At 62.8% G+C, this 24,184-nt stretch carries 31 protein-coding genes; 25 read left to right on the top strand and 6 right to left on the bottom strand.

Annotation, left to right across the window (positions count from 1 at the left end; translation table 11 throughout):
* Positions 1-21 precede the first annotated feature (21 nt).
* The 5 genes from DCN14_RS36590 to DCN14_RS36575 are packed head-to-tail and all read left to right on the top strand — an operon-like array spanning position 22 to position 6,924.
* Complete coding sequence (locus DCN14_RS36590) at positions 22-1,497, top strand: efflux RND transporter periplasmic adaptor subunit (RefSeq protein WP_009693522.1); 1,476 nt, start codon at positions 22-24, stop codon at positions 1,495-1,497.
* Positions 1,490-1,633, top strand: coding sequence for a hypothetical protein (locus DCN14_RS38290; RefSeq protein ID WP_155295626.1), 144 nt, complete (start codon positions 1,490-1,492; stop codon positions 1,631-1,633). Before DCN14_RS36590 ends, DCN14_RS38290 begins: the two co-directional genes overlap by 8 nt.
* Positions 1,626-4,838, top strand: a complete 3,213-nt coding sequence (locus DCN14_RS36585) for a CusA/CzcA family heavy metal efflux RND transporter (protein ID WP_012210997.1) — start codon at positions 1,626-1,628, stop codon at positions 4,836-4,838. The genes DCN14_RS38290 and DCN14_RS36585 overlap by 8 nt, the downstream gene beginning before the upstream one ends.
* Positions 4,838-5,521 carry a heavy metal response regulator transcription factor IrlR gene (irlR, locus tag DCN14_RS36580; RefSeq protein ID WP_012464978.1) on the top strand — a complete coding sequence of 228 codons (684 nt, stop codon included), beginning with the start codon at positions 4,838-4,840 and terminating at the stop codon, positions 5,519-5,521. The genes DCN14_RS36585 and irlR overlap by 1 nt, the downstream gene beginning before the upstream one ends.
* Positions 5,518-6,924, top strand: a complete 1,407-nt coding sequence (locus DCN14_RS36575; protein WP_012210999.1) for a heavy metal sensor histidine kinase — start codon at positions 5,518-5,520, stop codon at positions 6,922-6,924. Before irlR ends, DCN14_RS36575 begins: the two co-directional genes overlap by 4 nt.
* A gap of 82 nt (positions 6,925-7,006) precedes the next feature.
* On the opposite strand, the gene DCN14_RS36570 is transcribed toward DCN14_RS36575, so the two are convergent.
* A complete protein-coding gene (locus DCN14_RS36570) occupies positions 7,007-7,291 on the bottom strand; it encodes a DUF4148 domain-containing protein (RefSeq protein WP_009693528.1) in 285 nt (94 codons plus the stop codon).
* A 205-nt stretch (positions 7,292-7,496) separates the two neighbouring features.
* On the opposite strand from DCN14_RS36570, the gene DCN14_RS36565 reads away from it, so the two are divergent.
* Entirely contained in the window at positions 7,497-7,814 is a 318-nt protein-coding gene (locus tag DCN14_RS36565; protein WP_012211000.1) for a hypothetical protein, read from the top strand.
* Between the two features lie 199 nt (positions 7,815-8,013).
* Here DCN14_RS36565 and DCN14_RS36560 read toward each other — a convergent pair whose 3' ends face one another.
* A complete protein-coding gene (locus DCN14_RS36560; RefSeq protein WP_012211001.1) occupies positions 8,014-9,174 on the bottom strand; it encodes a porin in 1,161 nt (386 codons plus the stop codon).
* A gap of 316 nt (positions 9,175-9,490) precedes the next feature.
* Between DCN14_RS36560 and DCN14_RS36555 the strand changes: the two genes are divergently transcribed.
* Positions 9,491-9,766 carry a DUF4148 domain-containing protein gene (locus tag DCN14_RS36555; RefSeq protein WP_009693531.1) on the top strand — a complete coding sequence of 92 codons (276 nt, stop codon included), beginning with the start codon at positions 9,491-9,493 and terminating at the stop codon, positions 9,764-9,766.
* Between the two features lie 26 nt (positions 9,767-9,792).
* Positions 9,793-10,296: a hypothetical protein gene (locus tag DCN14_RS36550; protein ID WP_009693532.1), complete on the top strand. Its 504-nt coding sequence runs from the start codon at positions 9,793-9,795 to the stop codon at positions 10,294-10,296.
* 22 nt (positions 10,297-10,318) lie between these two features.
* Here the strand turns inward: DCN14_RS36550 and DCN14_RS36545 are convergent, their stop codons facing one another.
* The 3 genes from DCN14_RS36545 to DCN14_RS36535 all read right to left on the bottom strand — a co-directional run bounded on the left by DCN14_RS36545 (position 10,319) and on the right by DCN14_RS36535 (position 12,578).
* Positions 10,319-11,044 (bottom strand): hypothetical protein, encoded by a 726-nt coding sequence (locus DCN14_RS36545; RefSeq protein ID WP_012211002.1) that lies wholly within the window; start codon positions 11,042-11,044, stop codon positions 10,319-10,321.
* A 285-nt stretch (positions 11,045-11,329) separates the two neighbouring features.
* Positions 11,330-12,121, bottom strand: a complete 792-nt coding sequence (locus tag DCN14_RS36540) for an SOS response-associated peptidase family protein (protein WP_059888140.1) — start codon at positions 12,119-12,121, stop codon at positions 11,330-11,332.
* A 130-nt stretch (positions 12,122-12,251) separates the two neighbouring features.
* Positions 12,252-12,578, bottom strand: coding sequence for an H-NS histone family protein (locus DCN14_RS36535; protein ID WP_012464905.1), 327 nt, complete (start codon positions 12,576-12,578; stop codon positions 12,252-12,254).
* A 164-nt stretch (positions 12,579-12,742) separates the two neighbouring features.
* Between DCN14_RS36535 and DCN14_RS36530 the strand changes: the two genes are divergently transcribed.
* The 5 genes from DCN14_RS36530 (at position 12,743) to DCN14_RS36510 (ending at position 14,981) form a co-directional block, all read left to right on the top strand.
* Positions 12,743-13,423, top strand: a complete 681-nt coding sequence (locus tag DCN14_RS36530; RefSeq protein ID WP_012218083.1) for a site-specific integrase — start codon at positions 12,743-12,745, stop codon at positions 13,421-13,423.
* A gap of 191 nt (positions 13,424-13,614) precedes the next feature.
* Complete coding sequence (locus DCN14_RS36525) at positions 13,615-13,866, top strand: AbrB/MazE/SpoVT family DNA-binding domain-containing protein (RefSeq protein ID WP_012218082.1); 252 nt, start codon at positions 13,615-13,617, stop codon at positions 13,864-13,866.
* On the top strand, positions 13,860-14,210 hold the full coding sequence (locus tag DCN14_RS36520) for a type II toxin-antitoxin system ChpB family toxin (protein ID WP_012218081.1): 351 nt from the start codon (positions 13,860-13,862) through the stop codon (positions 14,208-14,210). The genes DCN14_RS36525 and DCN14_RS36520 overlap by 7 nt, the downstream gene beginning before the upstream one ends.
* Positions 14,211-14,220: 10 nt before the next feature.
* Positions 14,221-14,733: a hypothetical protein gene (locus DCN14_RS36515; protein ID WP_012218080.1), complete on the top strand. Its 513-nt coding sequence runs from the start codon at positions 14,221-14,223 to the stop codon at positions 14,731-14,733.
* 65 nt (positions 14,734-14,798) lie between these two features.
* Entirely contained in the window at positions 14,799-14,981 is a 183-nt protein-coding gene (locus DCN14_RS36510) for a hypothetical protein (RefSeq protein ID WP_012218079.1), read from the top strand.
* On the opposite strand, the gene DCN14_RS38285 is transcribed toward DCN14_RS36510, so the two are convergent.
* Positions 14,978-15,139 (bottom strand): hypothetical protein, encoded by a 162-nt coding sequence (locus DCN14_RS38285; RefSeq protein ID WP_155295622.1) that lies wholly within the window; start codon positions 15,137-15,139, stop codon positions 14,978-14,980. The two genes, DCN14_RS36510 and DCN14_RS38285, sit on opposite strands and share 4 nt — an antisense overlap.
* Before the next feature lie 84 nt (positions 15,140-15,223).
* On the opposite strand from DCN14_RS38285, the gene DCN14_RS38280 reads away from it, so the two are divergent.
* The 12 genes from DCN14_RS38280 (at position 15,224) to DCN14_RS36460 (ending at position 24,105) form a co-directional block, all read left to right on the top strand.
* Positions 15,224-15,556 carry a hypothetical protein gene (locus DCN14_RS38280; RefSeq protein WP_096508413.1) on the top strand — a complete coding sequence of 111 codons (333 nt, stop codon included), beginning with the start codon at positions 15,224-15,226 and terminating at the stop codon, positions 15,554-15,556.
* 23 nt (positions 15,557-15,579) lie between these two features.
* Positions 15,580-16,149 (top strand): hypothetical protein, encoded by a 570-nt coding sequence (locus DCN14_RS38275; RefSeq protein WP_012218078.1) that lies wholly within the window; start codon positions 15,580-15,582, stop codon positions 16,147-16,149.
* Positions 16,150-16,362: 213 nt separating this feature from the next.
* On the top strand, positions 16,363-17,307 hold the full coding sequence (locus DCN14_RS36505) for a hypothetical protein (protein WP_012218077.1): 945 nt from the start codon (positions 16,363-16,365) through the stop codon (positions 17,305-17,307).
* Between the two features lie 55 nt (positions 17,308-17,362).
* A complete protein-coding gene (locus DCN14_RS36500; protein ID WP_038442290.1) occupies positions 17,363-17,617 on the top strand; it encodes a hypothetical protein in 255 nt (84 codons plus the stop codon).
* 9 nt (positions 17,618-17,626) lie between these two features.
* The gene (locus tag DCN14_RS38270) at positions 17,627-18,070 is read left to right on the top strand and encodes a hypothetical protein (protein WP_143331194.1); all 444 of its coding nucleotides are present in this window, start codon (positions 17,627-17,629) and stop codon (positions 18,068-18,070) included.
* An 18-nt stretch (positions 18,071-18,088) separates the two neighbouring features.
* On the top strand, positions 18,089-18,448 hold the full coding sequence (locus DCN14_RS36495) for a hypothetical protein (protein WP_012218076.1): 360 nt from the start codon (positions 18,089-18,091) through the stop codon (positions 18,446-18,448).
* A 17-nt stretch (positions 18,449-18,465) separates the two neighbouring features.
* Positions 18,466-18,675, top strand: coding sequence for a hypothetical protein (locus DCN14_RS36490; protein WP_038442273.1), 210 nt, complete (start codon positions 18,466-18,468; stop codon positions 18,673-18,675).
* A 20-nt stretch (positions 18,676-18,695) separates the two neighbouring features.
* Entirely contained in the window at positions 18,696-19,085 is a 390-nt protein-coding gene (locus tag DCN14_RS36485; protein ID WP_080512399.1) for a hypothetical protein, read from the top strand.
* A gap of 25 nt (positions 19,086-19,110) precedes the next feature.
* Positions 19,111-19,662 carry a hypothetical protein gene (locus tag DCN14_RS36480; protein ID WP_089454094.1) on the top strand — a complete coding sequence of 184 codons (552 nt, stop codon included), beginning with the start codon at positions 19,111-19,113 and terminating at the stop codon, positions 19,660-19,662.
* A gap of 381 nt (positions 19,663-20,043) precedes the next feature.
* Positions 20,044-20,364 (top strand): hypothetical protein, encoded by a 321-nt coding sequence (locus DCN14_RS36475; protein ID WP_038442271.1) that lies wholly within the window; start codon positions 20,044-20,046, stop codon positions 20,362-20,364.
* 372 nt (positions 20,365-20,736) lie between these two features.
* Positions 20,737-20,967: a hypothetical protein gene (locus tag DCN14_RS36465; protein ID WP_012464914.1), complete on the top strand. Its 231-nt coding sequence runs from the start codon at positions 20,737-20,739 to the stop codon at positions 20,965-20,967.
* Positions 20,968-21,171: 204 nt separating this feature from the next.
* Positions 21,172-24,105 carry a Tn3 family transposase gene (locus DCN14_RS36460; protein ID WP_059888142.1) on the top strand — a complete coding sequence of 978 codons (2,934 nt, stop codon included), beginning with the start codon at positions 21,172-21,174 and terminating at the stop codon, positions 24,103-24,105.
* The last annotated feature ends 79 nt before the right edge of the window (positions 24,106-24,184 follow it).

Below are 24,184 nucleotides of genomic sequence, written 5' to 3'. Positions count from 1 at the left end.
GCCTCTTACTGGAGGATCATCATGTCACGCAGCAGAATCTTCGTTATTGCGGCGGCCGTGCTCGGCGGCGCAGGGATCGTGATTGGCGCGCTCGCCGTCACGCGGGGCGGCAGCGGCGCGTCGGCGCCGACCGCCGCCGAAACCGCGCAGCCGACCGACGCCGCCGGCGTCGGCGCGCGCGGCGGTGTCGTGCTCAAGCGCGGCAAGCTGTCGGTCGAGATCGTGATGACGGAAAAGCCCGGCGACGCGCGGCTCGTCGTCTATCCGTTCGTCGACGACAAGCCGGCGACCCAGGGCGTGACCGTGTCCGGCACGCTGGTGCGCTACGATCGCACGCACGAACCGTTGCGATTCGACGCGGCCGGCCAAAAGTTCGTGTCCGCGCAGTCGATTGCGAAGCCGCACGTGTTCGATGCGACGATCGACGTGAAGTCCGGCAACGACGCCGCGTCGTTCCCGTTCGCGCGCGCCGACGGTGCGATCGCGCTGACCGACGCACAACTGGCGACGTCGAGGATCGCGCTCGCGAAAGCCGGCCCCGCGCAGATCGCGACGCCGTTCCAGCTTCCCGGTGAAATCAAGTTCAACGAGGATCGCACCGCGCACGTCGTGCCGCGCGTGGCCGGCATCGTCGAGCAGGTGTCGGTGTCGCTCGGCCAGAACGTCGCGAAAGGGCAGGTGCTCGCCGTGATCGCGAGCACCGATCTGGCCGACCGCCGCAGCGAGCTGCTGACGGCCGAGCGCCGGCTGTCGGGTGCGCGCGCAACCTACGAACGCGAACGCACGCTGTGGCAGGAGCGTATTTCTGCCGAGCAGGATTACCAGCAGGCGCAGGTGCAGTTGCGCGAGGCCGAGATCGCCGTGCAGAACGCGCGGCAGAAGCTCGCCGCGCTGAATGCGCCGGTCGGCGCGGGCGCGCTGAACCGTTATGAACTGCGCGCGCCATTCGCGGGCACGATCGTCGAGAAGCATGCGACGCCCGGCGAGGCGATTGCCGCCGACGCGAGCATGTTCGTGATCTCTGACCTGTCGACCGTGTGGGCCGAGATGGCGGTGCCCGCGCAGCGGCTCAACGACGTGCGCGTCGGTCGCGATGCCACGGTGAGCGCGACCGCGTTTGAATCGCGTTCGAGCGGCCCGATCGCGTACGTGGGGTCGCTGCTCGGCGAGCAGACGCGCACCGCGCCGGCGCGCGTCGTGCTGCCGAACCCGGATCGCGTGTGGCGCCCGGGAATGTTCGTCAACGTGTCGGTCGACGCCGGCAGGCAGGGCGTGCCGCTCGCGGTCGCGAGCGACGCGTTGCAGGACGTCGACGGTGCGCCGTCGGTGTTCGTGCGCTCGCCGAAGGGCTTCGTCGCGCAGGCCGTCGAAACGGGGCGGCGCGACGAACGGGCGACCGAGGTGCTCAAGGGGCTCAAGCCCGGCCAGGAATACGCGGCGTCGAACAGCTTCGTGCTGAAGGCGGAGCTCGGCAAGGGGAGCGCGGAACATGAATGAGCAGCAATACGCGTGCGCCGTGGCGCGACTGGCGGCCCGCTATGCGGCCTGCTTTCCGGTCGGCCGGGTGACCGGCCGCGCGGCCCGTCCGGTGCGGCCGACCGTGCCCCGTTTCAAGGAATCCCGACATGTTTGAGCGCCTGATCCGCTTTGCAATTGCGCATCGCTGGCTGGTGATGCTGGCGATCGCGGCCGTGGCTGCGCTCGGCGTATTCAGCTACCAGCGGCTGCCGATCGACGCGGTGCCCGACATCACGAACGTGCAGGTGCAGATCAACACGTCCGCGCCCGGCTACTCGCCGCTGGAGGCCGAGCAGCGCATCACCTATCCGGTCGAGACCGTGATGGCCGGGCTGCCGGGGCTGGAGCAGACGCGCTCGATCTCGCGCTACGGGCTGTCGCAGGTCACCGTGATCTTCAAGGACGGCACCGACATCTACTTCGCGCGGCAGCTCGTCAACGAGCGCATCCAGGAAGCGAAGGACAAGCTGCCGGCCGGCATCGCGCCCGCGATGGGGCCGACGTCGACCGGCCTCGGCGAGATCTACCTGTGGACCGTCGAGGCCGACGCCAACGCGCGCAAGCCCGACGGCACGCGCTATACGGCGACCGACCTGCGCGAGCTGCAGGACTGGGTCGTGCGACCGCAACTGCGCAACGTGCGCGGCGTGACCGAGGTCAACTCGATCGGCGGCTACGTGAAGGAATACCGCGTCGCGCCGAATCCGGCGAAGCTGATGTCGTACGGGCTGACGCTTGCCGACGTCGTGCGCGCACTCGAGCGCAACAACGACAACGTCGGCGCCGGCTACATCGAAAAGCGCGGCGAGCAGTATCTGGTGCGCGTGCCGGGCCAGGCGCGCACCGTCGACGACATCGCGAACATCGTGCTGACCAACGTCGGCGGCGTGCCGGTGCGGATGAAGGACGTCGGCGTGGTCGACATCGGCCGCGAACTGCGCACCGGCGCCGCGACGTCGAACGGCGAGGAAGTCGTGCTCGGCACGGTCTTCATGCTGATGGGCGAGAACAGCCGGACGGTGTCGAAGGCCGTCGCCGCGAAGATGGAGGACGTGAACCGCACGCTGCCGGCCGGCGTGAAGGCGATTCCGGTGTACGACCGCACGGTGCTGGTCGAGAAGGCCGTCGCCACCGTGAAGAAGAACCTGCTCGAAGGCGCGGTGCTCGTGATCGCCGTGCTGTTCCTGTTCCTCGGCAACATCCGCGCGGCGCTGATCACCGCGCTCGTGATTCCGCTGTCGATGCTGATGACCTTCACCGGCATGGTCAACGCGAAGGTGAGCGCGAACCTGATGAGCCTCGGCGCGCTCGACTTCGGGATCATCGTCGACGGCGCGGTGGTGATCGTCGAGAACTGCGTGCGGCGGCTTGCGCATGCGCAGTCGGCAGCCGGCCGGCCGCTCACGCGCGACGAGCGCTTTGCCGAAGTGTTCGGCGCATCGCAGGAAGCGCGCCGCGCGCTGATCTTCGGGCAACTGATCATCATGGTCGTGTACCTGCCGATCTTTGCGCTGACCGGCGTCGAAGGCAAGATGTTCCATCCGATGGCGATCACCGTCGTGATGGCGCTCGCCGCCGCGATGGTGCTGACCGTCACGTTCATTCCCGCGGCCGTCGCGTTGTTCATCGGCGAGCGGGTCGAGGAGAAGGAGAACCGGTTGATGGGCTGGGCGCGGCGTGCGTACGAACCGGTGCTCGCCGCGTTCATGACGCGCCCGGCGCGCGTGATGATCGGGGCGGGCGCGATCGTGCTGGTCACGCTCGGGCTCGCGACGCGGCTCGGCAGCGAGTTCATTCCGAGCCTGAACGAGGGCGATCTGGCCGTGTCCGCGCTGCGGATTCCCGGCACGAGCCTGTCGCAATCGGTCGAGATGCAGAAGTCGATCGAGAAGACGCTGAAGGCGCGCTTTCCCGAGATCGAGCGCGTGTTCGCGCGCACCGGCACGGCCGAGATCGCGGCCGACCCGATGCCGCCGAACCTGTCGGACGGCTACATCATGCTGAAGCCCGCCGACACGTGGCCCGACCCGAAGAAGCCGCGTGACCAGCTCGTGCGCGAGATCGAGGAAGCGCTCGCCGAGCTGCCTGGCAACGCGTACGAGTTCTCGCAGCCGATCCAGCTGCGCTTCAACGAACTGATTTCGGGCGTGCGCAGCGATGTCGCCGTGAAGATCTTCGGCGACGACATGGCCGTGCTGAACCAGACCGGCGAGCAGATCGCGGCCGCGTTGCAGAAGGTGCCGGGCGCGTCGGAGGTCAAGGTCGAGCAGACCACGGGCCTGCCGGTGCTGACCGTCAACCTCGACCGCGACAAGCTCGCGCGCTACGGCGTGAGCGTGGCCGACCTGCAGGACTCGGTGGCCGCGGCCGTCGGCGGGCAGAAGGCCGGCACGCTGTTCCAGGGCGACCGCCGCTTCGACATCGTCGTGCGGCTGCCCGACGAACTGCGCTCCGACATCGAGGCGATCAAGCGGCTGCCGATCGCGCTGCCCGCGCCGGCCGCCGGCGCCAGCGCGCCGCTCGCGGCGGCGCCGTACGTGCCGCTCGCGGAGCTCGCGACGATCGACGTGGCGCCCGGCCCGAACCAGATCAGCCGCGAGGACGGCAAGCGGCGGGTGGTCGTCAGCGCGAACGTGCGCGGCCGCGACGTCGGCTCGTTCGTCGCCGATGCGCGCGAGCAGTTGCAGCAGGACGTGCGCGTGCCGGCCGGCTACTGGGTGTCGTGGGGCGGGCAGTTCGAGCAGTTGCAAAGTGCGAGCGAGCGCCTGAAGCTCGTCGTGCCGCTCGCGCTGTTCATGGTATTCGTGCTGCTGTTCGTGATGTTCAACAACGTGAAGGACGGGCTGCTGGTGTTTACCGGCATTCCGTTCGCGCTGAGCGGCGGCGTCGTGTCGCTGTGGCTGCGCGGGATTCCGCTGTCGATCACGGCGGCGGTCGGCTTCATTGCGCTGTCCGGCGTGGCCGTGCTCAACGGTCTCGTGATGATCTCGTTCATCCGCAACCTGCGCGACGAAGGCATGCCGCTCGACGCCGCGGTGCACGACGGCGCGCTCACGCGGCTGCGGCCCGTGCTGATGACCGCGCTGGTCGCGTCGCTCGGCTTCCTGCCGATGGCGTTCGCGACCGGCACCGGCGCCGAGGTGCAGCGCCCGCTCGCGACGGTCGTGATCGGCGGTATCCTGTCGTCCACGGCGCTGACGCTGCTGGTGCTGCCGGTGCTGTACCGGGTCAGCCATGCGGTGTCGTGGCGCGCGGCGTTGCGCGGCGGCTTCGGCGCGGGCGTGCTGCGCCGGCTGGGTTTTTTCAAGGGTAATGCGTGATGCGAATTCTGATTGTCGAGGATGAACCGAAGACGGGCGCGTATCTGCGCAAGGGCCTGACCGAGGCCGGCTACGTTGTCGACTGGGTCGAGGACGGCATCACGGGCCAGCACCAGGCCGAAACGGAGGAGTACGACCTGCTCGTGCTCGACGTGATGCTGCCCGGGCAGGACGGCTGGACGCTGCTGCAGAACCTGCGGCGCAGCAAATCGACGCCCGTGCTGTTCCTCACTGCCCGTGACGACGTCGGCGATCGCGTGAAGGGGCTCGAGCTCGGCGCGGACGACTATCTCGCGAAGCCGTTCGACTTCGTCGAGCTGACCGCGCGCATCAAGTCGATCCTGCGGCGCGGCCAGCCGCGCGATTCGAACACGCTGCGCGCGGCCGATCTCGAACTGGACCTGACCCGCCGCAAGGCCACGCGGCAGGGCGACACGATCCTGCTGACCGCGAAGGAGTTCGCGCTGCTGTGGCTGCTGATGCGCCGCGAAGGGGAGATCCTGCCGCGCGCGACGATCGCGTCGCAGGTATGGGACATGAACTTCAACAGCGACACGAACGTCGTCGATTCGGCGATCCGCCGGCTGCGCTCGAAGATCGACGACGCGTACGAACCGAAGCTGATCCACACGGTGCGCGGCATGGGCTACGTGCTCGAAGCGCGCGGCGGCGCGGCCGCATGATCGCGCGCCTGCTGCCGCGAACGCTGCGCGGCCGGCTGACCGCGCTGATCATCCTGTCGACGTCGGTGATCCTCGCGTCGAGCGGCGTCGCATTGTACGAAGCGCTGAGCAACCGTGTCGAAACGACGGCAGCCGAGCAGATGGCCGGTATTTCCGCCGCATTGGGCGCACACCTGGCCGAGGCGCGCACGACGGCCGACGTCGCGCGCAACACCGATATCTGGATCGACCAGTTGCACGGTCATCCGAACATGGATCTCGCGATCTTCGATGCCGCCGGTACGCGCCTCGTCGGCACGCCCGGCTTCCGTCCGTACGCGCCGCTGATGTTGACGAACGCCGGGCGCGTGCCGGTCGGCATCGCCCCGCCCGGCGCAAGACACCAGTATCTGCTGACGACCGTGCCGCTCGCCGGCGCGGGTGCGCCGGTGGTGCGCGTCGCCGTGCAGTACGATCGCAGCGCCGACGTGCTGCTGCTGCGCACGCATGCCTATACGATCGTCGTGATCGAGGTGTTCGGCGTGGTGCTTGCGGCCGCGATCGCATACGGCATCGCCGCGCTCGGGCTGAGCCCGCTGCGGCGGTTCGCGGCGCGCGCGGAGCAGATGTCGTCGAGCCGGCTCGCGCATCCGCTGCCGGAACTCGATACGTCCGGCGAGCTGAAGGAGCTCGAGCATGCGTTCAACGGCATGCTCGCGCGGCTGAACGAATCGTTCACGCGGCTGAGCCAGTTCTCGTCGAATCTCGCGCACGACATGCGCACGCCGCTGACGAACCTGCAGGCGGCCGCGCAGGTTGTGCTGTCGCAACCGCGCAGCGCGGACGAATACCGGAGCGTGATCGAGTCAAGCATCGACGAATACCAGCGGCTGTCGCGGATGATCGAGGACATGCTGTTTCTCGCGCGTTCGGAACAGGCCGGCACGTCGATCGATGTGCGGCGCCTGAATGCGGCGGAGGAGGCGGAGCGGGTGGCCGGCTACTACGAGCCGCTGGCGGAAGATGAAGGCGTGACCGTGAAGGTCGACGGCCACGCATGGGTCGATGCGGACCTGACGCTGTACCAGCGCGCGTTGAGCAACCTGCTGTCGAATGCGCTGACCTATGCGCCGCGCGGCAGCGTCGTGACGATCGATTGCGTCGAGCAGGGCGGTGCGACGACGATCGCCGTGTCGGATACGGGGCCCGGCATCGCGGCGGAGCACGTCGGGCGGATTTTCGAGCGTTTTTATCGCGTCGATCCGTCGCGCCACAATTCGGCGTCGGGCACGGGGCTCGGCCTCGCGATCGTCCGGTCTATCATGGACAATCACGGCGGCGAATGCGGCGTCGACAGCGAGCCGGGCCGCCGCACGACCTTCTGGCTGCGCTTTCCGCGACGGCCGGCCGCCATCAGCACCTGACAGCGCGGGCGGACACTCCCGCGCGTTCGCCGCAAGGCGGCCTCGCGCGGCGCGTCGCCGGCGGCGGTGTGGCTGCGGTTCATTACTTCGCGGCGAGGGCGTCGTGGTTGTCGGTCTGCGGCTTCTTCTCGCCGCCATGGACCGAAATCCCGTGCAGTTCCTTGTTGCGCGCGACGACCTCGGCGGTCGGCGGGTACTGCGTCTTGTTGATCGGCACGATGCCGTCGTGCTGTGCCTGCTTCAGTTCGTTGATCACCTGCGTGCGGGACTTGCCCTGCGTTTGCGTTTGGGCGAACGCGGCCTGCGTGGCCATGCCGAGCGACAGCGTGGCGGTGACGAACAGTGCTGCGAGTTTTGCCGTTTTCATCGAGTGCTCTCCTTGATCAGGGCCGCCGGGTGGCGAACCATGGACCCAGTATGCGAAAGCAGCCGTGCGTGATCGTGATAGCGAGATGAAAAATGCGTCAGATTGCGAGGTGCGGGATGTACTGGACGGACTCGGTCGATATGACGCAATCGTCATGTTCGCGTCACGGATGCGATGAGCGGGAAGCGGAACATGAAGCCCGCCGTTGGCCGATGCGCCGGCGGCATTCGTGCCGATCGCGACAGCCGCATCGATCGCGGGCGGCGTCGTTCAGACCTTCATTCCGGACCGGAAATTGCCTCGTCCCGCCATTCGCCTCGCCTTGATCGCAGCCCTGACCGTCCCGTTGTACGCGGGCTGCGTATCGACTCGTTCCGATACCACTGCCGCCGCCCGCAAGGCGGCACCGGCCAATCTGATGCCGGGCGAGCAGGTAGACTACGCCGGGCATCGCTGCGGTAATCCGAACATGCATGTTAAGACGCATCCATGCCTGTTCCCGCAGTCTAATTCCAGGCCGTGATCGTCGAACGCCCAAAAAAAAGCCCGGTACTCGATGAGTCCGGGCCCAATGCGTGATCGTGCCGTGTGGCAGCGACCCGCTGCGTGGATGGGAGCGGGCAGGGCCCGCCACCGTTCCGATCGTAGCGCCACGACACATCGCGAAGTTGATCGGAACATGAAATTTTCGTCACACGGCCCGCATGGTTGATCGCCGTGATTCAGAACCGGTGGCGCAATCCGAGATTGATGATGCCCTGCGTGCGCGTACCACCGTAGCCGTAGGAACCGATCGACGCTTGCGCTGGCTGCGTGCCGCCGTCGAGCGTGCGCTGTTCGCCATTCGCGCGCTGCCACGCGCCGACTGCATAGAGATCGGTGCGCTTTGACAGCACGTAGTCGGCGCCGGCGGACACCTGATGGTAGGTCGCGCTCGTATCGCCGCGCGCCTTCGTGTAGCTGTAACCGACGCCGACGAGCAGGCTGGCTGTTGTCTGATAGTTGAAGAATCCGCGCGCGGTGTCGTACTTCTGCGTGCCGCGAAAGGCCGACGTCGCATCGGCCTTGTACTGCGCATTGCTGTAGTCGATGCCGACCGTGAACGGCGCGAAGGTGTAGCGCAACGCACCGCGCGCGATGCCGATCGATTTCGCGGAGATATAGCCACCGTTGACGAGCGACCCGTCGAATGTGCCGTCCGATGTGCCGTTCCACCCGGTCCGGATGCCATTGGCGAGCGATGAACGGTTGGCCGCGTAGTAGTAGCCGCCTGCCGCGTCGAACGGGCCGTTGCTGTACGACAGGCCGGCCGACCAGGTTTGCCCGGCGCCGCTCTTGCCGGCTACGCCGCCAAGCGCGTACATGCCGACGAACTGGAAGCCGCCGACCACGGGTGACGTGTACTTCACCGCGTTGTCGGTGCGCGACGACGTGTCGTAGTTATCGACGTCGCCGGGCGTCGCGTACACGCTGCCGAAGTAGAAATCGCCGGTGATCGGCCATGCGACATCGGCGAGCGCATCGTACTGGCGGCCGATCGTCAGCGTCCCCCAGCGCGCGCTTTCCAGCCCGACGAACGCCTGCCGGCCGAACATCCGGTTGCCTTGCCCGAGCGCGCCGGTGTTTGGGTTGAAGCCGTTTTCCAGCGTGAAGATCGCCTTCAGCCCGCCGCCGAGATCCTCCGCGCCTTTCACGCCGAAGCGGTTGCCGAGCAGGTTCCCGTTACCGAGGCCGACGAGGTTCTTGCCTTGCGCATCGGCATTCCACACATACGTAAGCGAAGTATCGAACAAGCCGTAGAGCATCACTTCCGTGGCATGCGCAGCATGCGCGGTCGTCAGCAGCGCTCCCGACATCATGACGAGTCGAACCGGATTATTCATGGTGTGTTCCTGAAGTTGAAGGTGATCGTTTCGTGCATCGTTCGATGCCGGCGCCGAACTTGTGTCGCGACGGGCCGGAATATCGCGATTGCGGTGGCGATTCTGGAAAGCGTTCGGATCGTGGAGGTGATGGACAAATGAGAAAAATGTCATCGCGGTGTCATGCGTGCGGAAACATGCGGTGATTTCGATTCGTACTGCGATGTACAAGATGCGCGGACGGTGACGAAAGCGTCATGAAGCGGTCACGCATCCGCACCGCCGCGGGATCAAAGTGACGGCTCCTGTCACGGAATTCCAGTAAGGAGCCCACCCCATGAACATTCCGCGTCCGCTGATCGGCATTGCCGCCGTCGCGCTGTCGATTGCCGCCTTCTCGCAGGCCGTGGCCGCGCAGCCGAAGAGCCGCCAGGAAGTGTTTCAGGAACTCGTGCGTGCGCGCCACGACGGCGTGATCCCGAGCCCGAATCACGACTATCCGGCGAGTCCGGCCGCCGTCGCGCGAAATCAGGAGGTTCATCGCTCGACCGTTCATCGTGGCGAGAAGATGCCGATGGTCGACGCGCACGACAACCGCTTCGCGGTGCTTTGATCGTTGATTCAAGAAAAGGAGGGGCGATGCGAAATATCGTGAAAGGAATCGTGCTGGCGGCGTGCCTGATGTCGACGGCCGCGACGGCGGCAGGCTGGCCGGAACGTGCGCTGTCGCACGCGCCGGCCCACGACGTCGGCAGCCGCGCGAACGAGCGGATGCTTTGCGAATTCGCGGTCGTGCCAGCCGGCGCGTGGACCGCGAGGTTTGCGCGCGGGCTATGCGAAGTCGACAACGGCTGGTTGACGTTCGTGCCGGCCGATACCGGAGACGATTCGGCGGTCGCGGAGACGCGGATCATGCTCGGCGACGTTCGCACCGCGTCGCATCAGTCACGCAAGCTGAAGGAGCAACTGCAGCTGACCACACGCGACGAAGTGATCGCGCTGAACGTGCTGGCCGACGACGGCAGCCGCAAGTCGCGCGAACATGCAATCGATCTCTGGACCGCGTTACGCGACGAGGGTGTCACGCCGGTCAACGGCACGCGGATCGTCGATACCTATCCGACTGGCGCGACGACCTGGTAACCGCCGCGCCGTTACGCCCGGTTCATCCGACTTTCACCGATCCTTCGATCAGGAAGAACACGATGAAGCCGATGAAGAACGAAGCCGTCGCGAACGGCGATTCGGGCACTTCGTGCGCTTCGACCAGCAGTTCCTCAGTGACGAGGTACAACAGAGCGACGGTGCCCAGCCCCAGCAGCGCTGCATAGATATTCGCCGGCAGCCCGGCGAACGCCGCATTGCCGACAACGGCCGCGACGCTCAGCAGGGCCGCGAGCGCGACCGGAACGACGATCGACAGCAAGCGGCCGATGCCAGCCGCGGCCAGCGCCGCGCTGACCGAAAGGGCGAGGAACAACACCTCGAGCGTCAGTGCGACGGTCAGGATGATGCCGCTTTCGTCGCTCGCGGAAAAGGCAATGCCGAGCACCAGGCCGTCAACGACGAGGTCGATCGCGGTGATGATGATCAGGCTCACCGGCAGCCGCGCTGTCTCGAAGCGCGTTTCGATCGATCCGGATAGCTCGCTGATCGCGAGCATCAGTGCGATCCCGAGCACGAAACCGACGACGACCGGAATCAACGCATGCGCACGGTCTTGGGGCAGCAGTTCAAGCGCGGCGGCCGCGAACACGATGCCGCCCGTGAAATGCTGGATCACGCTCGACGTTTTCGGGCCCGGCGCTCGCCAAGCGGCCGCGAGGGCGCCGAAACAGGCCGCCAGCACGGGCGGTAACGTGAGCAAGGCGAGCTTTGCAGTCGGTGTCATGGAGTCCAAGCGGTTGGCGTGTGGCAGGCGGGTAGGGCTGAAGCCAGGTAGCGATACACGATTCCGTCATGCCGGAAGCGGCAGCGAACTCGTCCAACGGCGAATTAGGGATCGAATACCCGGAAGGGACTTCAGGATCGTGGCATTTGACAATGGCTGGAAACTCAGTCGGAGGATAGCTGACGATTATTGAATCGTATTAACGTGGCCGGCGCGCGGCAAACTATTCGTTGTCAAAATCCACATTCAATCAACGAGTTACGATCGTCTAACGGCTAATAGTATTCAGATGCATCGGTCGTGGCCGGCTGCCGCCACTTCCGGCGGTGGGTCGTCGGTGATTGCCGCGAACGACCATAAGTCGTCGCCCCCTGGGATCTCGGTGCGCGTCCACAGGCACGCGACCTGCATCTGTTGAGGCGGTGTTGGATCGAAGCGCAGCACGACGTTCTGGCCGTCGCGCTTTACGTTTTCAAAAAACGCGTCGACCAGCAGTAAGCCGTGCGTGAAGCCGAAGACCTTGCGCCACGCCGTGGAGAGCGAATCTACCCGGCTGTTATACGAGCCGGGCTTGGCCCGCTCATCTGCCTCCGTCCACCCCGGTATGCGGCATCGATATCGCATTGGCACGATCAGCCGCTTGCCTTCGAGCTCGATCAGCACGGGCGCATACCAGCCAGGATAGATCCGCGCGTCGCGCTCCTGCAGGTCGGTCCGACGAAGATCGTCGAGCCCGCGCATCGCCGCTTCGATCTTGTCGGTCGCGATGCGAACGTCCTCGCTGGCCGCCTTTGTGACCTTCGTGGCCAGCTTTTTCTCGGCGGCCGCGAGCCGCGCACGCTGCTTGAAAAGGTCGGATTCGAGTTCGCTGGCGCGGTGAGTTCGATACGCGGCGATTGCGCCCGAGATCTCGTCGTCGAGACCTGCGAGCGCCGCGTCGACCGCTTTCGGAATCTTGATGTCGCTCCCGGCCGCACGCGCGAAGAACAGGCGGCGGAACGTCTCGATGTCCATCTCGGCACCGTAACGTCGCACGTACTCACGATAGTTGGCTTGGATCTTTGCCGAATAGCACATCGCCGACTCCCAGGGCAACCGTACCGAAACAGGGTAACGCAAGTATCGGATTGCCGGTGGCGATCGCTGTCGTCAGGTAAGCCCCGACCGTGGAGCACTCTATCGGTGCGAAATTCGCTTGCGCGCGTCGTCAGGCGTCTTCTCCGGGCCACCACGGTTTCGCCGCACGCTCAATCAGGTAGTCGTCGAGATTCTTGCCTTCCAGCCATTTCGGTCTTGGGCCGAATCCCGACCATTGCTTACCCGACGAGGGGTCGTAGTACTTCGCTTGTGCCTGCCGTTTGCGCGCTTTCCGGAAGCCGGCCGCGCGTAGCAGTTCATCTTCGGTGATGCCGTAGAGCGCAACGCGCTCCTGGACGCCGGCCAAATACGCCTGCTTCTCGTCCTTCTTCACGTCCGCGAGTCGAATATTCAAGTCGCGGAGCTGAGCCTGTAGGTCTTGTAGTTCGGTCGTCACGATCGTGCTCGAGTTATTGCAATAGAGCGAAATGGTAATGGAATCTCAGCGCCGCGCCGAATTTTCCGAGGTTGGCTTGTAGGATGGTGTGTTAGCCTCGAAAAAGAGCCTACGCGGTTTTCTCTCTGAATGATCCCGATTTCTATCCTGTTCAGAGAGCCAGCATGTCCAACACCGTAACGCGAGCGGCCGTCCTGTCGCCCTGTCAGATCCGTCATCTACTTCGAGTCACTGAGGCAACAAGCAGGCATCCAGCGCGCGATGCCGTGATCCTGCTGCTCGGCATGAGCGTCGGTATGCGAATCACCGAGGTCGCGCAATTGACGGTCGCGGATGTCATGTTTCGCAGTGGTGCGCTCCGCACCGAAGTCTCACTTCGCGCGGCGATTACCAAGGGTTGCCGCCAGCGCGCCGTGTATTTCTCGTCTCGAAAGCTGGTCGATGCGATAGAGCGGTATCTGGCATTCCGAGTCACGCACGAGCTCGGCACCACGCTCGACAAATCTCGCTTTCGCGGTCTGATCCCTGACCTTCCGTTGATTCTGAGCCGCAAGAGATATCCGTATTCGCTGAATCGCAAGAAGCGTTTCTCGGCCGACGGACAGTTGATGGACTACTGGGCAGCGGATTCGCTTCAATCCTATGTGACGAGCCTCTATAAAGCGGCGGGTATCAAGGCCTCCAGCCACAGCGGTCGACGTACATTTGCGACCAGATTACTCGGTCGTGGCGCAACAATTGAACAGGTCCAGCTGCTGCTCGGCCATGAATCGATTGATGACACCCGGCGCTATATTGACGTGGACCGAGAGGTGCTCAGCCGCATCTTGGAGGAGGCGATTTGACTGCGGGAGATTTGTCCGGCTATCGCGCGATTGCCTCGCCCGACCCATTCAGGATTGGCCCCTGGCCCGCCGATAATTTGCCGCGCACGCGGAGCGCCACATCCGCGCACTACGTATATCCAAAGTAGATACGTCTTTCTTGACGTCTCGCGGCGCTGTATCTACAATGGATCGACATTCGGAGTGATGCCATGGAACTAAAAATTCAGAAATGGGGCAACAGTGCGGCGGTGCGACTCCCCGCCGTGTTGCTCGAGCAGATGCACGCCTCGGTCGGCGGCTCGCTGAACGCCGACGTGCGTCCGGACGGCGTATTGCTGACCCCCGCGCGCCGCAAGTATGCGCTGGACGAACTGGTCGCTCAGTGTGATGCGAAAGCGCCTTTCCCGGCGGACATGGCTGCATGGGGTGAGGTCAGGCCGGTAGGGCGTGAAGGATGGTAAAGCGGGTCAAGTTCGATCGGGGCGACATCGTGCGCGTTAGCCTGAACCGGACCATCGGGCGCGAGCAGCAGGGCGATTTCCGTCCCGCGCTTGTGCTGTCTCCCGCCGCATTCAATGCCTTGGGGGTGGCGCTCGTCGCGCCGATCACGCAGGGCGGGGAGTTTGCGCGCTTCGCAGGATTCGCCGTGCCGCTCTCTGGCTCGGGCACCGAGACGCAGGGCGTGGCCTTGGTGAACATGGTCCGGATGCTCGATCTGGAGGCGCGTGGCGCACGGACGATCGAGCGGGCTCCGGCCGAGGTGGTCGAAGATGCGCTGGCTCGGCTGCAATCGATAATCGAGTAGGAAAAACACCATGCAACTCTCTGACGCCGATCTGCGCAGGCCGCCGGCACGCTCCTCCACCGGCACCCGGCCGCTCGGCGCCATTCTCGGCACGGTCCAAGTGCCCGCGCACGTCATTCGTCTCTCTGATCAGTTGGTTGGCGAGTGCTACACCGCCGCCGAGGAAAGCGACTTCAGCGATCAGGTCGAGACCTTCGCAATCCCGTCCTGGGCCAAGCGCGACGGCGCCCCGTGGCTTCCGAATCTCGCTGCCCTCGGCTACTGCCACGCTGACAGCGGCTACCGGGGCCGTGATGAACAGTTCGTGGCGACCGCAGCCGTAGACATGCACACGGACGACGAGGGCCTGGTGCTGATGGTTGTACTGCATAACGACGGCCTAACCTTCCGACAAGGAACGGTCCGCCACAAGCCGAAGGCGGGTGACTGGTTCATCTTCGACGATCGTCTGCCTCACGGTGTTGTTGAGGCGCCCGGGCGGGCCGCGTTTCTCGGCTGGAACATCCCGATCATACCGCTCTGATCAACCGGTATCGGTCCAATGAAGATTTGCCGGCCCGGCCGGCTCAAGAAATGCAGGAGCAGATGATGTTCGATACGATGCGCAGAGAGCTGAGCGAACTGATGCAGCGCGTGAAACGCGCGACCGAATGGGATACGACGATCGCATGCGGGAAAGTTCATCTCGATGAGGTTTCGCCGGAAGCGCTCGCGAAACACCGAGCCGACACTCAACGTATCGCGGAGCTGATGGCGAAATACGGTCTCTAATAGGAATACATCAGCATGCCTTTTTTTACATGGCCGGCTTTGACGCTGAAGAGGTCGAGTTGCGTCGCGCGCTCGACGTAATGGAATACCCCGGCAAGATCGTGCGCGACCGTAACGGGAATGTCGTTGAACGGCCAGAGGTCGCCAAGGGGCCGCATCTGCGTCTCTTTGTCGACAACACTTAACGGAATTGAATACGCAGAAAGAGACTAGACGACGAGCTCAACGATGGAGACCAAAAAATGGCAGTGACTGGATATACCCAGCAACAGTTATCAGATTTCCTGGAAAACGGGGGGAGACTTACTTTCAAAGTCCACGCCTCCGACATTGACGAAACCAATGGTGATGCCTTCGAGCGGTCGCCGTCGATCGCCCCACAATTGATGTCGGGCTTCGAGCTTCCACCCACGTCGATCGTCATCGATGACGTGCATGCGTACGTTGACGCACAAGTCCGTGGCGATTTTTGGACGCGGATAGTAACGGCGGTATATGCGAAAGGCGGGCGTATTGTCTATCGAAAGACAGGGCCACAGATCTACGATGCCGAAGCAAGTTGGGGCTTACGTTGAGCAAGTTTCCAGACGGGGAAAAGATGGACAAGGTCAGCAAGGCTCCCGTCATTGACGGGATCGACCTTTCACTGGCCATGACGTGGTCGCGGCACCAACAATTCGCGGCATATTCCGGCCAAGTCGTTAGGGCACACCGATACATCGAAGATTTGATGGATGTCCTTTTAAAGGATTTTCGACTTCGCGTTTGTCGAAACGGGAAGCCAACTTTACGGCCCACGTATCACGAGAAGTACAAGTGTTTGAATCGACACTGGGCGAAGAAGTCTCAGGCGGGAAGATGGGTTTGGGAAGCGGTGCGACTTTTGAACGACTGCCGTAACGAAATGGCACATGGCGTTTCACGTTCGGATGCGCCGCCATGGCGACTCGCTCGCGCGCAATTGAAGCGGTACGTAGAGTACGTCGAGAAGCATGGCCCCGACGTAGTTGAACCTGCGGCGGGCGTACTTCCCGCCGGTACGTTCAACACGGTAACTGTTGTACTGGCGCTATCGATTCAGCGGTTGGCTCTAGCAGAGCGACGCGCGATCCTGCAATCCGATGAAGAGCCACATCAGCGCGATGCACTTCGAGCACTGTTTGAATGACCGCCAAGAACTGGAGAAGAAAATTCAACGGCAGCCCGACTGGATGAACGCTCCGCGCGGGCCAGATGACGTATAGGAAGACAGGCAACACGACGATCACCACTGTTGGGGCCGCAGAAATCGTGACTACCTTGGTTACAGACGTCGTCAGTATTGCGATTTTGATGAAAGAATGAGACAAACAACTTTCTGAGGGTCCGTCGAGATCGGCACATGACGAAGAGACGAAAAGAACCGAGGCAAAAAGCGAACGCCGGGATTCTGAGCTGGCACGCGTCCGACCAGCCAAAGGTGAGGGCGATGCCGTCCCAACCTGCGCTGCCTGCGGCAAGAGTGCTTGCGGTCAAGACCCCTGCGAAGTTGGCCCGGGAGTCCGTGACCGCCTCGAAAGATGTGAGCCTGCTCAATTCGCCAGACCGTATAGTCGAGTCCGTATTTCGGTGTGATCTGAAGCCGAATTCCAGCCAGAAAGCCGTGCTAGACGCACTATTCTCCGGACCGCTTCTCCTTAAGGCGCTTCTAAAACAGGTCGACCCGAAGCCGCGGACCTCGCACGATGCCTCGATGTTCCTGCTCCGGCATCGTAGGGAGCTCGAGCCGTATCTCGCCACCAGTGACCGCAGCGATTCGGTCGACCTCTTGACCCAACTGGTAATCCAATGGGGCTCCCGAAGCCCGACGGCGATCGAAATCCAGTTCTGCGAGGATTGCACGATATCCGGGGCCAACGAGATCTACGTGCCGATTCCCCGACTCGGTGGCCTAGCCGTTTTCAATGAATCCCGACTTGCCGAGGCACGCTACCGATCGCGCTACAAGCCATCTTTTGCTCTCGTCCACTCGTCTCTTGGGTACCTGATCGAGATCGTGTTTCTCCGACGAGAGCAAACGAGAGAGGTCGCGCCCTACGTCTCTGGGCGATTGGATTTGCCTACTGAGGGTGGAAGCGCACCATCCATCGCGAAGAAAAGTGGTCGCTCGGAAACCAAAACCGGACGCATCCAGGTCGCTCGGTTTGTTGCTTTGTTTGGCGCGCTAGACCGTGCCAGGGCTGCCGAGGCAAGGGTGGGAAAGAATTTTGTGAGGCCGGATTTCGGTACGCTGGAAGGTCGAGCTGTTCAAGGCGGCCTTCCGTCGCTAGGCAAACGAAGGCGATAGCTGGCGTGCACTCGGCGTCCATGACGCTGGAACTGTAGAAATATCGGAAAACGCGATGCAAATCACGCTCGACACCGCTAAGGCGGTATACCGCAAGGCAATTGACCCGCGCGCCAGTGACGGTGAGGGTGCGGCATGGTGGGATGAGGTTGCTGACGAAGTTCGGGACGTGATCGCCGCGCGTTCGTTGGCCGACGCTGCCGCGTTGATCGAATGGTGGCATCACGACTGGACGGAGGTATCCGACACGTCGCGCGATGCCGCCCGGCGCATTCGAGAGGCGGCCCGAGCGCTGCGTCCGAACGCATAGGAAAACGATATGAAACTGGGGCTGGGGTGGCTGGTGTTCTGCCTGCCAGTGCTGGGATTTGCAAACCCTGTATGTACCGAGATACCCGAAGGGGCGCGATTGCAACCCTACGTGATCGAAGACGTGGAATATAAGCCCCCTGGCTACCCTCGGGCAATTTATGCAGTGACGGACGGTGAGGTCCTATGGGTTCGGTTTGATACGCCCCCGCCATGGCCACGCCCCTACACGCCGGGACCGAAGGACGGGGCAGATCTTATTTTGAATTGGCATGCGTCGAAAGATTGTCTTATGGTCATGAAAGAAGGCCACTATGCCAACGGAAAGCGCGACGCATTTACAACCTTTCCGGATGAGGTGTATCTCGCCCAGGATGGCCGCAGGACCCGCTTAGCGACCACGCCGTTTGAAATGCCGACACCGAACTGGGCGACGCCCACCAAATCGAAATGAGCCTCGGAAAACACCAACATGAACAGCACGCGCGGGTTCAAGAAGCCAACTATCAAGGACAAGGGGCGAGCCTATGTTCGGCTGTTTCAGTATTTCGAGACACCGGAAAGCTGGCTCGAGTTCTTGGATCAATACGCGATCGAAACTCAAACATTCGGATCACGTTGGGACGCCGACTGCGAGGTGCGTGTGATCGATCGGACGACGGGTGATTTGGCAGTCGTCGGACTGCAAGTACCAAATCACATCAAGTACCACACCTTCGCGGCTGAACGTAGCTTTTGGAACGAATGGTATTCGAGCGCCACTGAAAAGCGGCACCGGGTTATTGAAGTTGGCTATGACCGGCCGTCGAAAGACGAAACCGTGCCGAGATAGGAAAACTGGAGAGGGTAATGGCAACTACGGTGTACTTCGAAGAAACGATCCGAGATCAAGGCGACAAGGCATCGTTCGATGTGGAGTTGGGACGATCGTCTTTCTATAAAGAGGACAGCATCTACCTCACAGTCGACGGCAAGACAGTCATCATGGATCGTGCGACAGCGAAGCGGTTTGTGGAAGCTGTCGCTAAGGTCGGCCGATACCACGGTATGCTTGACTAACTCGTTACTCGGGAAAACAGATGCAGAAATTGCTTGCGGCAAAAAAGGCGTATGACGAGGACAACGGTAACGACCCCATCCGCCTCTCCGACTATATTGCGGCACTCGACGCATTCGAGTCCATCGTCGTGAAGGTTCAGGTGCCAGACTCATATGAGACGGATTTCCGTAGAAACCTACCGGCCGGCGGTTGGAGAGGTCTCGAAGTCGCACCTACGCTGAAGGATCGGATTGATGACGTAAGGGCATTTGTGAGGACCCGTCCGGTATATAGCCCTGCGGGCGCCGCACTGCTGGACAATTTGATTTCATGCATCCAGCTATGCTCCGGGCAGGGTGTAGATGTGCCGGGTGCCATGTCCAGCCCGGAGGCAATACTTGTCCGAGTGGGCCGTGGCGAGTTGCGCTAGGAAAACAATCGAAAGGAATGACTCGATGGGTAAGACGCGTTCAAGAGCAGTGGTTCTGGTCGGCCTTACCATCAGCGCCGCAGCATGCGCGCAGACGGGCCACCCATCCCAACTGCTAGAGTGCTCGGGCTCGATGTCGTGGGAAGGGCATAATGCACCGAAAGATGCAGTTATTCCCGCTGCTGGTCAGGCGACCGGCCGCTTCACGTTGAGCGGCACCACGCTCGAACCCAGCAGTGCCGGCGACTATCCGGCGCGGAAGCTCACGCTTTGCAGCAGTACGGTTGAACGCTATGTGTTCTCAAGCGATTGTACCGCTAACCCTCGGACGTACATCAGCGATTGGTTGCAGGAAACGGACTTCGATACGCAGACGAGCCCGTTTTTCAAGAGTCATCGCAACAGTATGTTCGATCTCGACATCGTTCGAATGGACCGTGTAAGCCTCGTTCTCGTTGAGACTTACTATGCAAACGACAATCGCATCGACATTAGGGGGCCACACATAACGAATACCCCATATGTAGTCTCGAGTCGGTTTGTGGCGACGTGCCATGTAGCAAAGCCGAAGATCTGAAAACACCGAACTCGCGATGAACTTCCAACGGGAAGAGAACCGGAGAAGCCCAGCCCATGCTCCAGTACGCTCTGCTGAAGAATCACGCCGGACTGCTGCTGTGTGGCGACTATAACTCTCTCCGCGAGTTGCATGAGGTTGTGCATGAGGTAAACGAGAACTCAGTGCTGGTAATGGATAAGGAGGGGGCTGCTCTTGTCCCTGGCATATGACGTTAGGAGAGCGTATGAAGGGCAACGTCGCGTTCTGCCACCATCGGACGGGTATCCAGAGGTCGGAACCAGCTTCGGAGTAGAGATTCTTTGGCCCGTTGCGCTTTTTCAGTGCTCGATGCTTCGCGCGTCGTTAGCGTTCTTCGACAGTACCAAACTGCAACAGGGAATGACGTTCTTGCTCGAGGACATCATGGAGGCCGCCTTGCGCGCGGACTTTGGGCCTCAAGCTGAATCAATCATAGAGCAGTGGCGGCGCATCGATCCGCGTCACGAATGGGCCGAGGAGAAGATTTATGGTCGTACCGCGCAGTTCTGTGCTTGGACAAGGGCGCAACGCAAAAACGGTCTTTCGGGTCTGCTCTCTAGCCTTGACCCGATGTACCCGGCGTTCTATCCAATCTGGGTTCGAAACGGCGTGGCAAACCTCGTTTCGCCCGAGATCTTGGACACATTTGACGGCGCAGAATGGGACGACCCTAAGTGGTAACTGAAAACGGCAGGGAAAAATCTCATGGATGATCTGCGAGAACGTGCCCGCGAGGCTGTCGCTCGGGCGATCTGCGTAGCTTGCGGCGAACAACCAGACACGCCGGGCGATGCGCGCGGTAACGCGTTTCGTTGGCAGGACTACGGCCAGACCGCTGACGCCGTGGTGCACGAGTTACGGGCGGCGGAATCCGGCGAACCTGGGCGAAGTTCCGTACGACACCTGGCCACAGTAATCGCGCAAACCTGCGATGACGGACCGGAATCGGCGTTGCTTTATGAGCGTGCAGCTGGCGACGCAGTGCGCGCCTACGCGTCTTGCTAAACAGGGAAAACGCTCGTGCTCGATGCGCGGGCCATACAGGAAAACATCGTGACGAAATCGGGGCGCCCAAATCCGGACTTATTGCCCGACGGCGACTACTGGGCAACATGCCGCGAACGAAATGAGATGTCAGCTGCCATCAACGGCCATAGCGCCGTGTTTCCGCAAGCCCGGATGACCGTCGCAAAAGGTTGGGCAGTTTTCTACCGTAACGGGGAAGAAGTCTGGACCTGCAATGCACGGTACGCGGCGGCGAACTTCAACATTCAGAAGGCGTAGGAAAACTATGGCAGCGATTCGCAAACTAGCTAAACGCATCTCGGGGTAATCATCCTTTTCGTGCAAAATCTGGCGGTTTCGTCGCAAAGCCTTCTGTAGCAAGGCTTTGCGGTCGATTCTGACTATCGTCGGCAGTCCCGGCCGGGATCTGCGGTAAGCTATCTGCCCGCAATTTTCAATTGCGACCGTGACGGGAGGCAGTAGATGCCAGGCCTGGAATTTCGGTATGTGGGGCAGGATCGCTTGCCCGCGCGACTGTCGGAGTTCGACGTCGAGCGTTACTTTGCGCTGAGCGACAGCGACGTGGCCGCGATCAATGAACGTTTCCGGCGCGATCGCCGCGCAGGCGCCGCCGTCCAACTGGTCTTTCTGCGGGCCAGCGGCCACACGCTGGATCATGTCGGGACCCTGCCACGGCAACTGCTGCGCTATGTCGGCGAGCGACTCGGCCTGCCGACACCGTCGATCGCGTCGCTGCGCACGCTCTACCAACGCTACAAGACCCAATACGAGCATCAGGTGTGGGCGTGCGAATACCTCGGCCTGACGTCGATGGGCGCTGACCAGTGGTCTGGCCTCGAAGCGTGGATGCGGCAAGATGCTGCCGAATCGCTGGCGCTCGACGAACTGGTGCAGCATGCGCACCACTGGCTGTACGAGCGGCGGCTTTTGATTCCCGCCGAGCGAACGTTACGGGACCTGGGGCGAGCGATCTGGGCGGAGGCAGAACGTGGCCTGCTCGCGACGATCCAGGCGACCGTCAGCAACGCCCAACTGGTGCGCGCCGACGCGGTTTTGTCCACCCAACACGGTACGTCGGGGATGACGGTGCTCGAATGGCTGAAGACGCCGCCGGCAAGACACAGCCCGTCCACCATTACCGAGACCCTGTCGAAGGTTCGCTTCCTCAAGTCACTCGGCGTCCATACGTGGGTCCTGGATGCGGTGCCGATCGAGAAACAACGCGCCTATGCACAGCGCATTCAGGCCCGGCGTCCCGCCAAGGTTCGTGAACTCAAGGCGTCGACGCGGACGATCGAGCTGATCTTCTTCCTGCACGTCACGCTGCTGGAGCTGACCGACGCGCTGCTCTACCAAACGGGGCGCCGCGTCTCCGATCTCGTCCGGCACGCCTACGATCGGACGACAGTCAAACAGGCTCGGTCCGCTGTCGAGTACCGGCAGCAACTGATTGCGATCAAGGCAATGGTCAACGATACTCGCCGCTCTGCGGAAGAACGGCTCGCCGAGATCAGCAAGCTGCTCGAGGACCTGTCGGACAAGCCGCCGACGAGTCACGCAGCCAGCGTCCGCGAAACGCTGACCGATGATCATCATCGCATCCGCAACCTGCTGGTGCCGTTACGCGAACTGGAACTGTCCGGCCGGGAGGCCGAGCCGAGCCTCCGACAACTCGAACTCCTCGGCACGCTGCACGACCGCGGCGCGACCGAACTGCCCGCCGACTGCGAGGTACCGGTGAGCGCAAGCTGGCGGGATCTCGTCGAGGGGAAGGACCGCGTACGGGCGATGCGGGCACTGGAGGCATCGGCGATCACGGGGCTACGCAAGGGTTTGCGGCGCGGCTCGGTCTGGATCAGCCATAGCCTGTCGTTCCGCGCCCGCGATCAAATGCTGATTCCGCCGGCGCAGTGGGAGCGCGAGCGCGATCGGCACCTGTCATCGCTCGGTTTGCCCCACAAGGCTGAGCCCTTCCTGGCGCGACTGTCGAGCCACCTGAAGGCGGGGCTGGCGGCACTCGAGGAAGCGCGGGAGGCTGGGCGTGTCACGGTCGGGACCGACGGCGCATTGCACCTGTCGGCGCTCGAAGCGTTGCCCACCGACGGGATCCCGAGACGCACGCGCGACTTGATGTTCAAGGAAATCGGCACAACGCAGTTAGCCGATCTGCTCATCGAGATGGATGTCCACACTGGCTTCAGCGAAACGCTGCTGGCGCGACGCGCGCGCGATGCGAACGAACTGGTCTCGTTATACGTGGCGCTGATTGCACACGGAACGGATCTCGACGCGAAGAGCGTCGTGGCGATGGTCCCACAACTCGACTTGGCGCCTATCGCGACGGCGATGCGGGCACTCGAGATGCCCGGTCGCCTGGCGCGCGCGAACGAGCGCGTGGTCGAGTTCCAGCGCACGCATCCGATTACCGAACTGTGGGGCACGGGGCGGCACGCATCCAGCGATTCCATGAGCCTGGATACTTCGCCGCACCTCTTTTATGCCCGCGTCGATCCGCGGCGCCGAACCCACGCGGTCGGCATCTATACGCACGTGCTGGATCAGCATGGCATTGTCTATAACCAACCGATCGTGCTGAACGAACGGCAGGCGGGCGTGGCCATCGAAGGCGTACTGCGGCATAACGAAAGCCGCGACGATGGCGGTCTGCTGCGGCTTTCGGTCGATACGCACGGGTACACGAGCGTCGGGATGGCCGTGTCGAAGCTGCTCGGCTTTGACCTGTGTCCGGGCCTGCGCAACCTGGCCGAGCGCAAGTTGTATTTGCCGCGCGGATTTGCCGTCTCCGAAGGTCTGGCGCCAGCCGTGGCCTACGACGTTTCGCTCAAGGCAATTCGCGACGGCTGGGACGAACTGCTGCGGCTCGTCGCCTCGATTCAGTCCGGCCGCGTCAGCGCGGTGGTCGCGCTGCAGCGGTTCGGCAGTGCCGCACAAGGCGACCCGGTGCATCGGGCCGGCGATCAACTCGGCAAGTTGCTGCGCACGCTTTTCCTGTGCGATTACTTCAGCAACGTGGCGTTCCGCCGGGAGCTGCATACGCTGCTGAATCGCGGTGAGTCGGTCCACCAGCTTCAGCGCGCGATCTACACCGGCAGAGTGGCCCCCGAGCGCGGTCGACGTCGCGATGAAATGGTCGCGATCTCGGGGTCATTGACGCTGTTGACGAACCTCGTGATCGCCTGGAACACGCAACGCATGCAGGCGACGGTCAACGACTGGCGTCACAAGGGGCGACAGGTCGACGACGAGTGGTTGCGTCGGATGGGTCCTGCGCATTTTGCGCACGTGAACTTCAGGGGCACATTGAGCTTTCCCGTCGACCGATACGGCGACGTGCTGCTGGAGGCTGCGCCCTGGCAACGCGGCACGGGATCATGAAACGGGCTGGATGGAGACGGACGGCGCATCGGCACCATGGAGGATTGACGTTCGTCCGATGAAGTGGACGTCGACCAGC

Source organism: Burkholderia sp. IDO3, assembly GCF_003366075.1.
Lineage (GTDB): Bacteria > Pseudomonadota > Gammaproteobacteria > Burkholderiales > Burkholderiaceae > Burkholderia > Burkholderia anthina.
Note: the sequence above shows the minus strand (reverse complement) of the source record. Positions and strands in the feature narration are given on the sequence as shown.

Bases quoted from the DNA above. Each gene is read 5' to 3' on its own strand.
- DCN14_RS36540 (WP_059888140.1), bottom strand. From the start codon at position 12,121: ATGTGCTATTCGGCAAAGATCCAAGCCAACTATCGTGAGTACGTGCGA.
- DCN14_RS38280 (WP_096508413.1), top strand. From the start codon at position 15,224: ATGGCAGTGACTGGATATACCCAGCAACAGTTATCAGATTTCCTGGAA.
- DCN14_RS36520 (WP_012218081.1), top strand. From the start codon at position 13,860: ATGGTAAAGCGGGTCAAGTTCGATCGGGGCGACATCGTGCGCGTTAGC.
- DCN14_RS36495 (WP_012218076.1), top strand. From the start codon at position 18,089: ATGAACAGCACGCGCGGGTTCAAGAAGCCAACTATCAAGGACAAGGGG.
- DCN14_RS36500 (WP_038442290.1), top strand. From the start codon at position 17,363: ATGCAAATCACGCTCGACACCGCTAAGGCGGTATACCGCAAGGCAATT.
- DCN14_RS36545 (WP_012211002.1), bottom strand. From the start codon at position 11,044: ATGACACCGACTGCAAAGCTCGCCTTGCTCACGTTACCGCCCGTGCTG.
- irlR (WP_012464978.1), top strand. From the start codon at position 4,838: ATGCGAATTCTGATTGTCGAGGATGAACCGAAGACGGGCGCGTATCTG.
- DCN14_RS36575 (WP_012210999.1), top strand. From the start codon at position 5,518: ATGATCGCGCGCCTGCTGCCGCGAACGCTGCGCGGCCGGCTGACCGCG.
- DCN14_RS36590 (WP_009693522.1), top strand. From the start codon at position 22: ATGTCACGCAGCAGAATCTTCGTTATTGCGGCGGCCGTGCTCGGCGGC.
- DCN14_RS36560 (WP_012211001.1), bottom strand. From the start codon at position 9,174: ATGAATAATCCGGTTCGACTCGTCATGATGTCGGGAGCGCTGCTGACG.
- DCN14_RS36525 (WP_012218082.1), top strand. From the start codon at position 13,615: ATGGAACTAAAAATTCAGAAATGGGGCAACAGTGCGGCGGTGCGACTC.
- DCN14_RS36555 (WP_009693531.1), top strand. From the start codon at position 9,491: ATGAACATTCCGCGTCCGCTGATCGGCATTGCCGCCGTCGCGCTGTCG.
- DCN14_RS36510 (WP_012218079.1), top strand. From the start codon at position 14,799: ATGTTCGATACGATGCGCAGAGAGCTGAGCGAACTGATGCAGCGCGTG.
- DCN14_RS36515 (WP_012218080.1), top strand. From the start codon at position 14,221: ATGCAACTCTCTGACGCCGATCTGCGCAGGCCGCCGGCACGCTCCTCC.
- DCN14_RS36490 (WP_038442273.1), top strand. From the start codon at position 18,466: ATGGCAACTACGGTGTACTTCGAAGAAACGATCCGAGATCAAGGCGAC.
- DCN14_RS36475 (WP_038442271.1), top strand. From the start codon at position 20,044: ATGACGTTCTTGCTCGAGGACATCATGGAGGCCGCCTTGCGCGCGGAC.
- DCN14_RS38270 (WP_143331194.1), top strand. From the start codon at position 17,627: ATGAAACTGGGGCTGGGGTGGCTGGTGTTCTGCCTGCCAGTGCTGGGA.
- DCN14_RS38285 (WP_155295622.1), bottom strand. From the start codon at position 15,139: ATGCGGCCCCTTGGCGACCTCTGGCCGTTCAACGACATTCCCGTTACG.
- DCN14_RS36460 (WP_059888142.1), top strand. From the start codon at position 21,172: ATGCCAGGCCTGGAATTTCGGTATGTGGGGCAGGATCGCTTGCCCGCG.
- DCN14_RS38275 (WP_012218078.1), top strand. From the start codon at position 15,580: ATGGACAAGGTCAGCAAGGCTCCCGTCATTGACGGGATCGACCTTTCA.
- DCN14_RS38290 (WP_155295626.1), top strand. From the start codon at position 1,490: ATGAATGAGCAGCAATACGCGTGCGCCGTGGCGCGACTGGCGGCCCGC.
- DCN14_RS36480 (WP_089454094.1), top strand. From the start codon at position 19,111: ATGGGTAAGACGCGTTCAAGAGCAGTGGTTCTGGTCGGCCTTACCATC.
- DCN14_RS36485 (WP_080512399.1), top strand. From the start codon at position 18,696: ATGCAGAAATTGCTTGCGGCAAAAAAGGCGTATGACGAGGACAACGGT.
- DCN14_RS36585 (WP_012210997.1), top strand. From the start codon at position 1,626: ATGTTTGAGCGCCTGATCCGCTTTGCAATTGCGCATCGCTGGCTGGTG.
- DCN14_RS36505 (WP_012218077.1), top strand. From the start codon at position 16,363: ATGACGAAGAGACGAAAAGAACCGAGGCAAAAAGCGAACGCCGGGATT.
- DCN14_RS36530 (WP_012218083.1), top strand. From the start codon at position 12,743: ATGTCCAACACCGTAACGCGAGCGGCCGTCCTGTCGCCCTGTCAGATC.
- DCN14_RS36550 (WP_009693532.1), top strand. From the start codon at position 9,793: ATGCGAAATATCGTGAAAGGAATCGTGCTGGCGGCGTGCCTGATGTCG.
- DCN14_RS36570 (WP_009693528.1), bottom strand. From the start codon at position 7,291: ATGAAAACGGCAAAACTCGCAGCACTGTTCGTCACCGCCACGCTGTCG.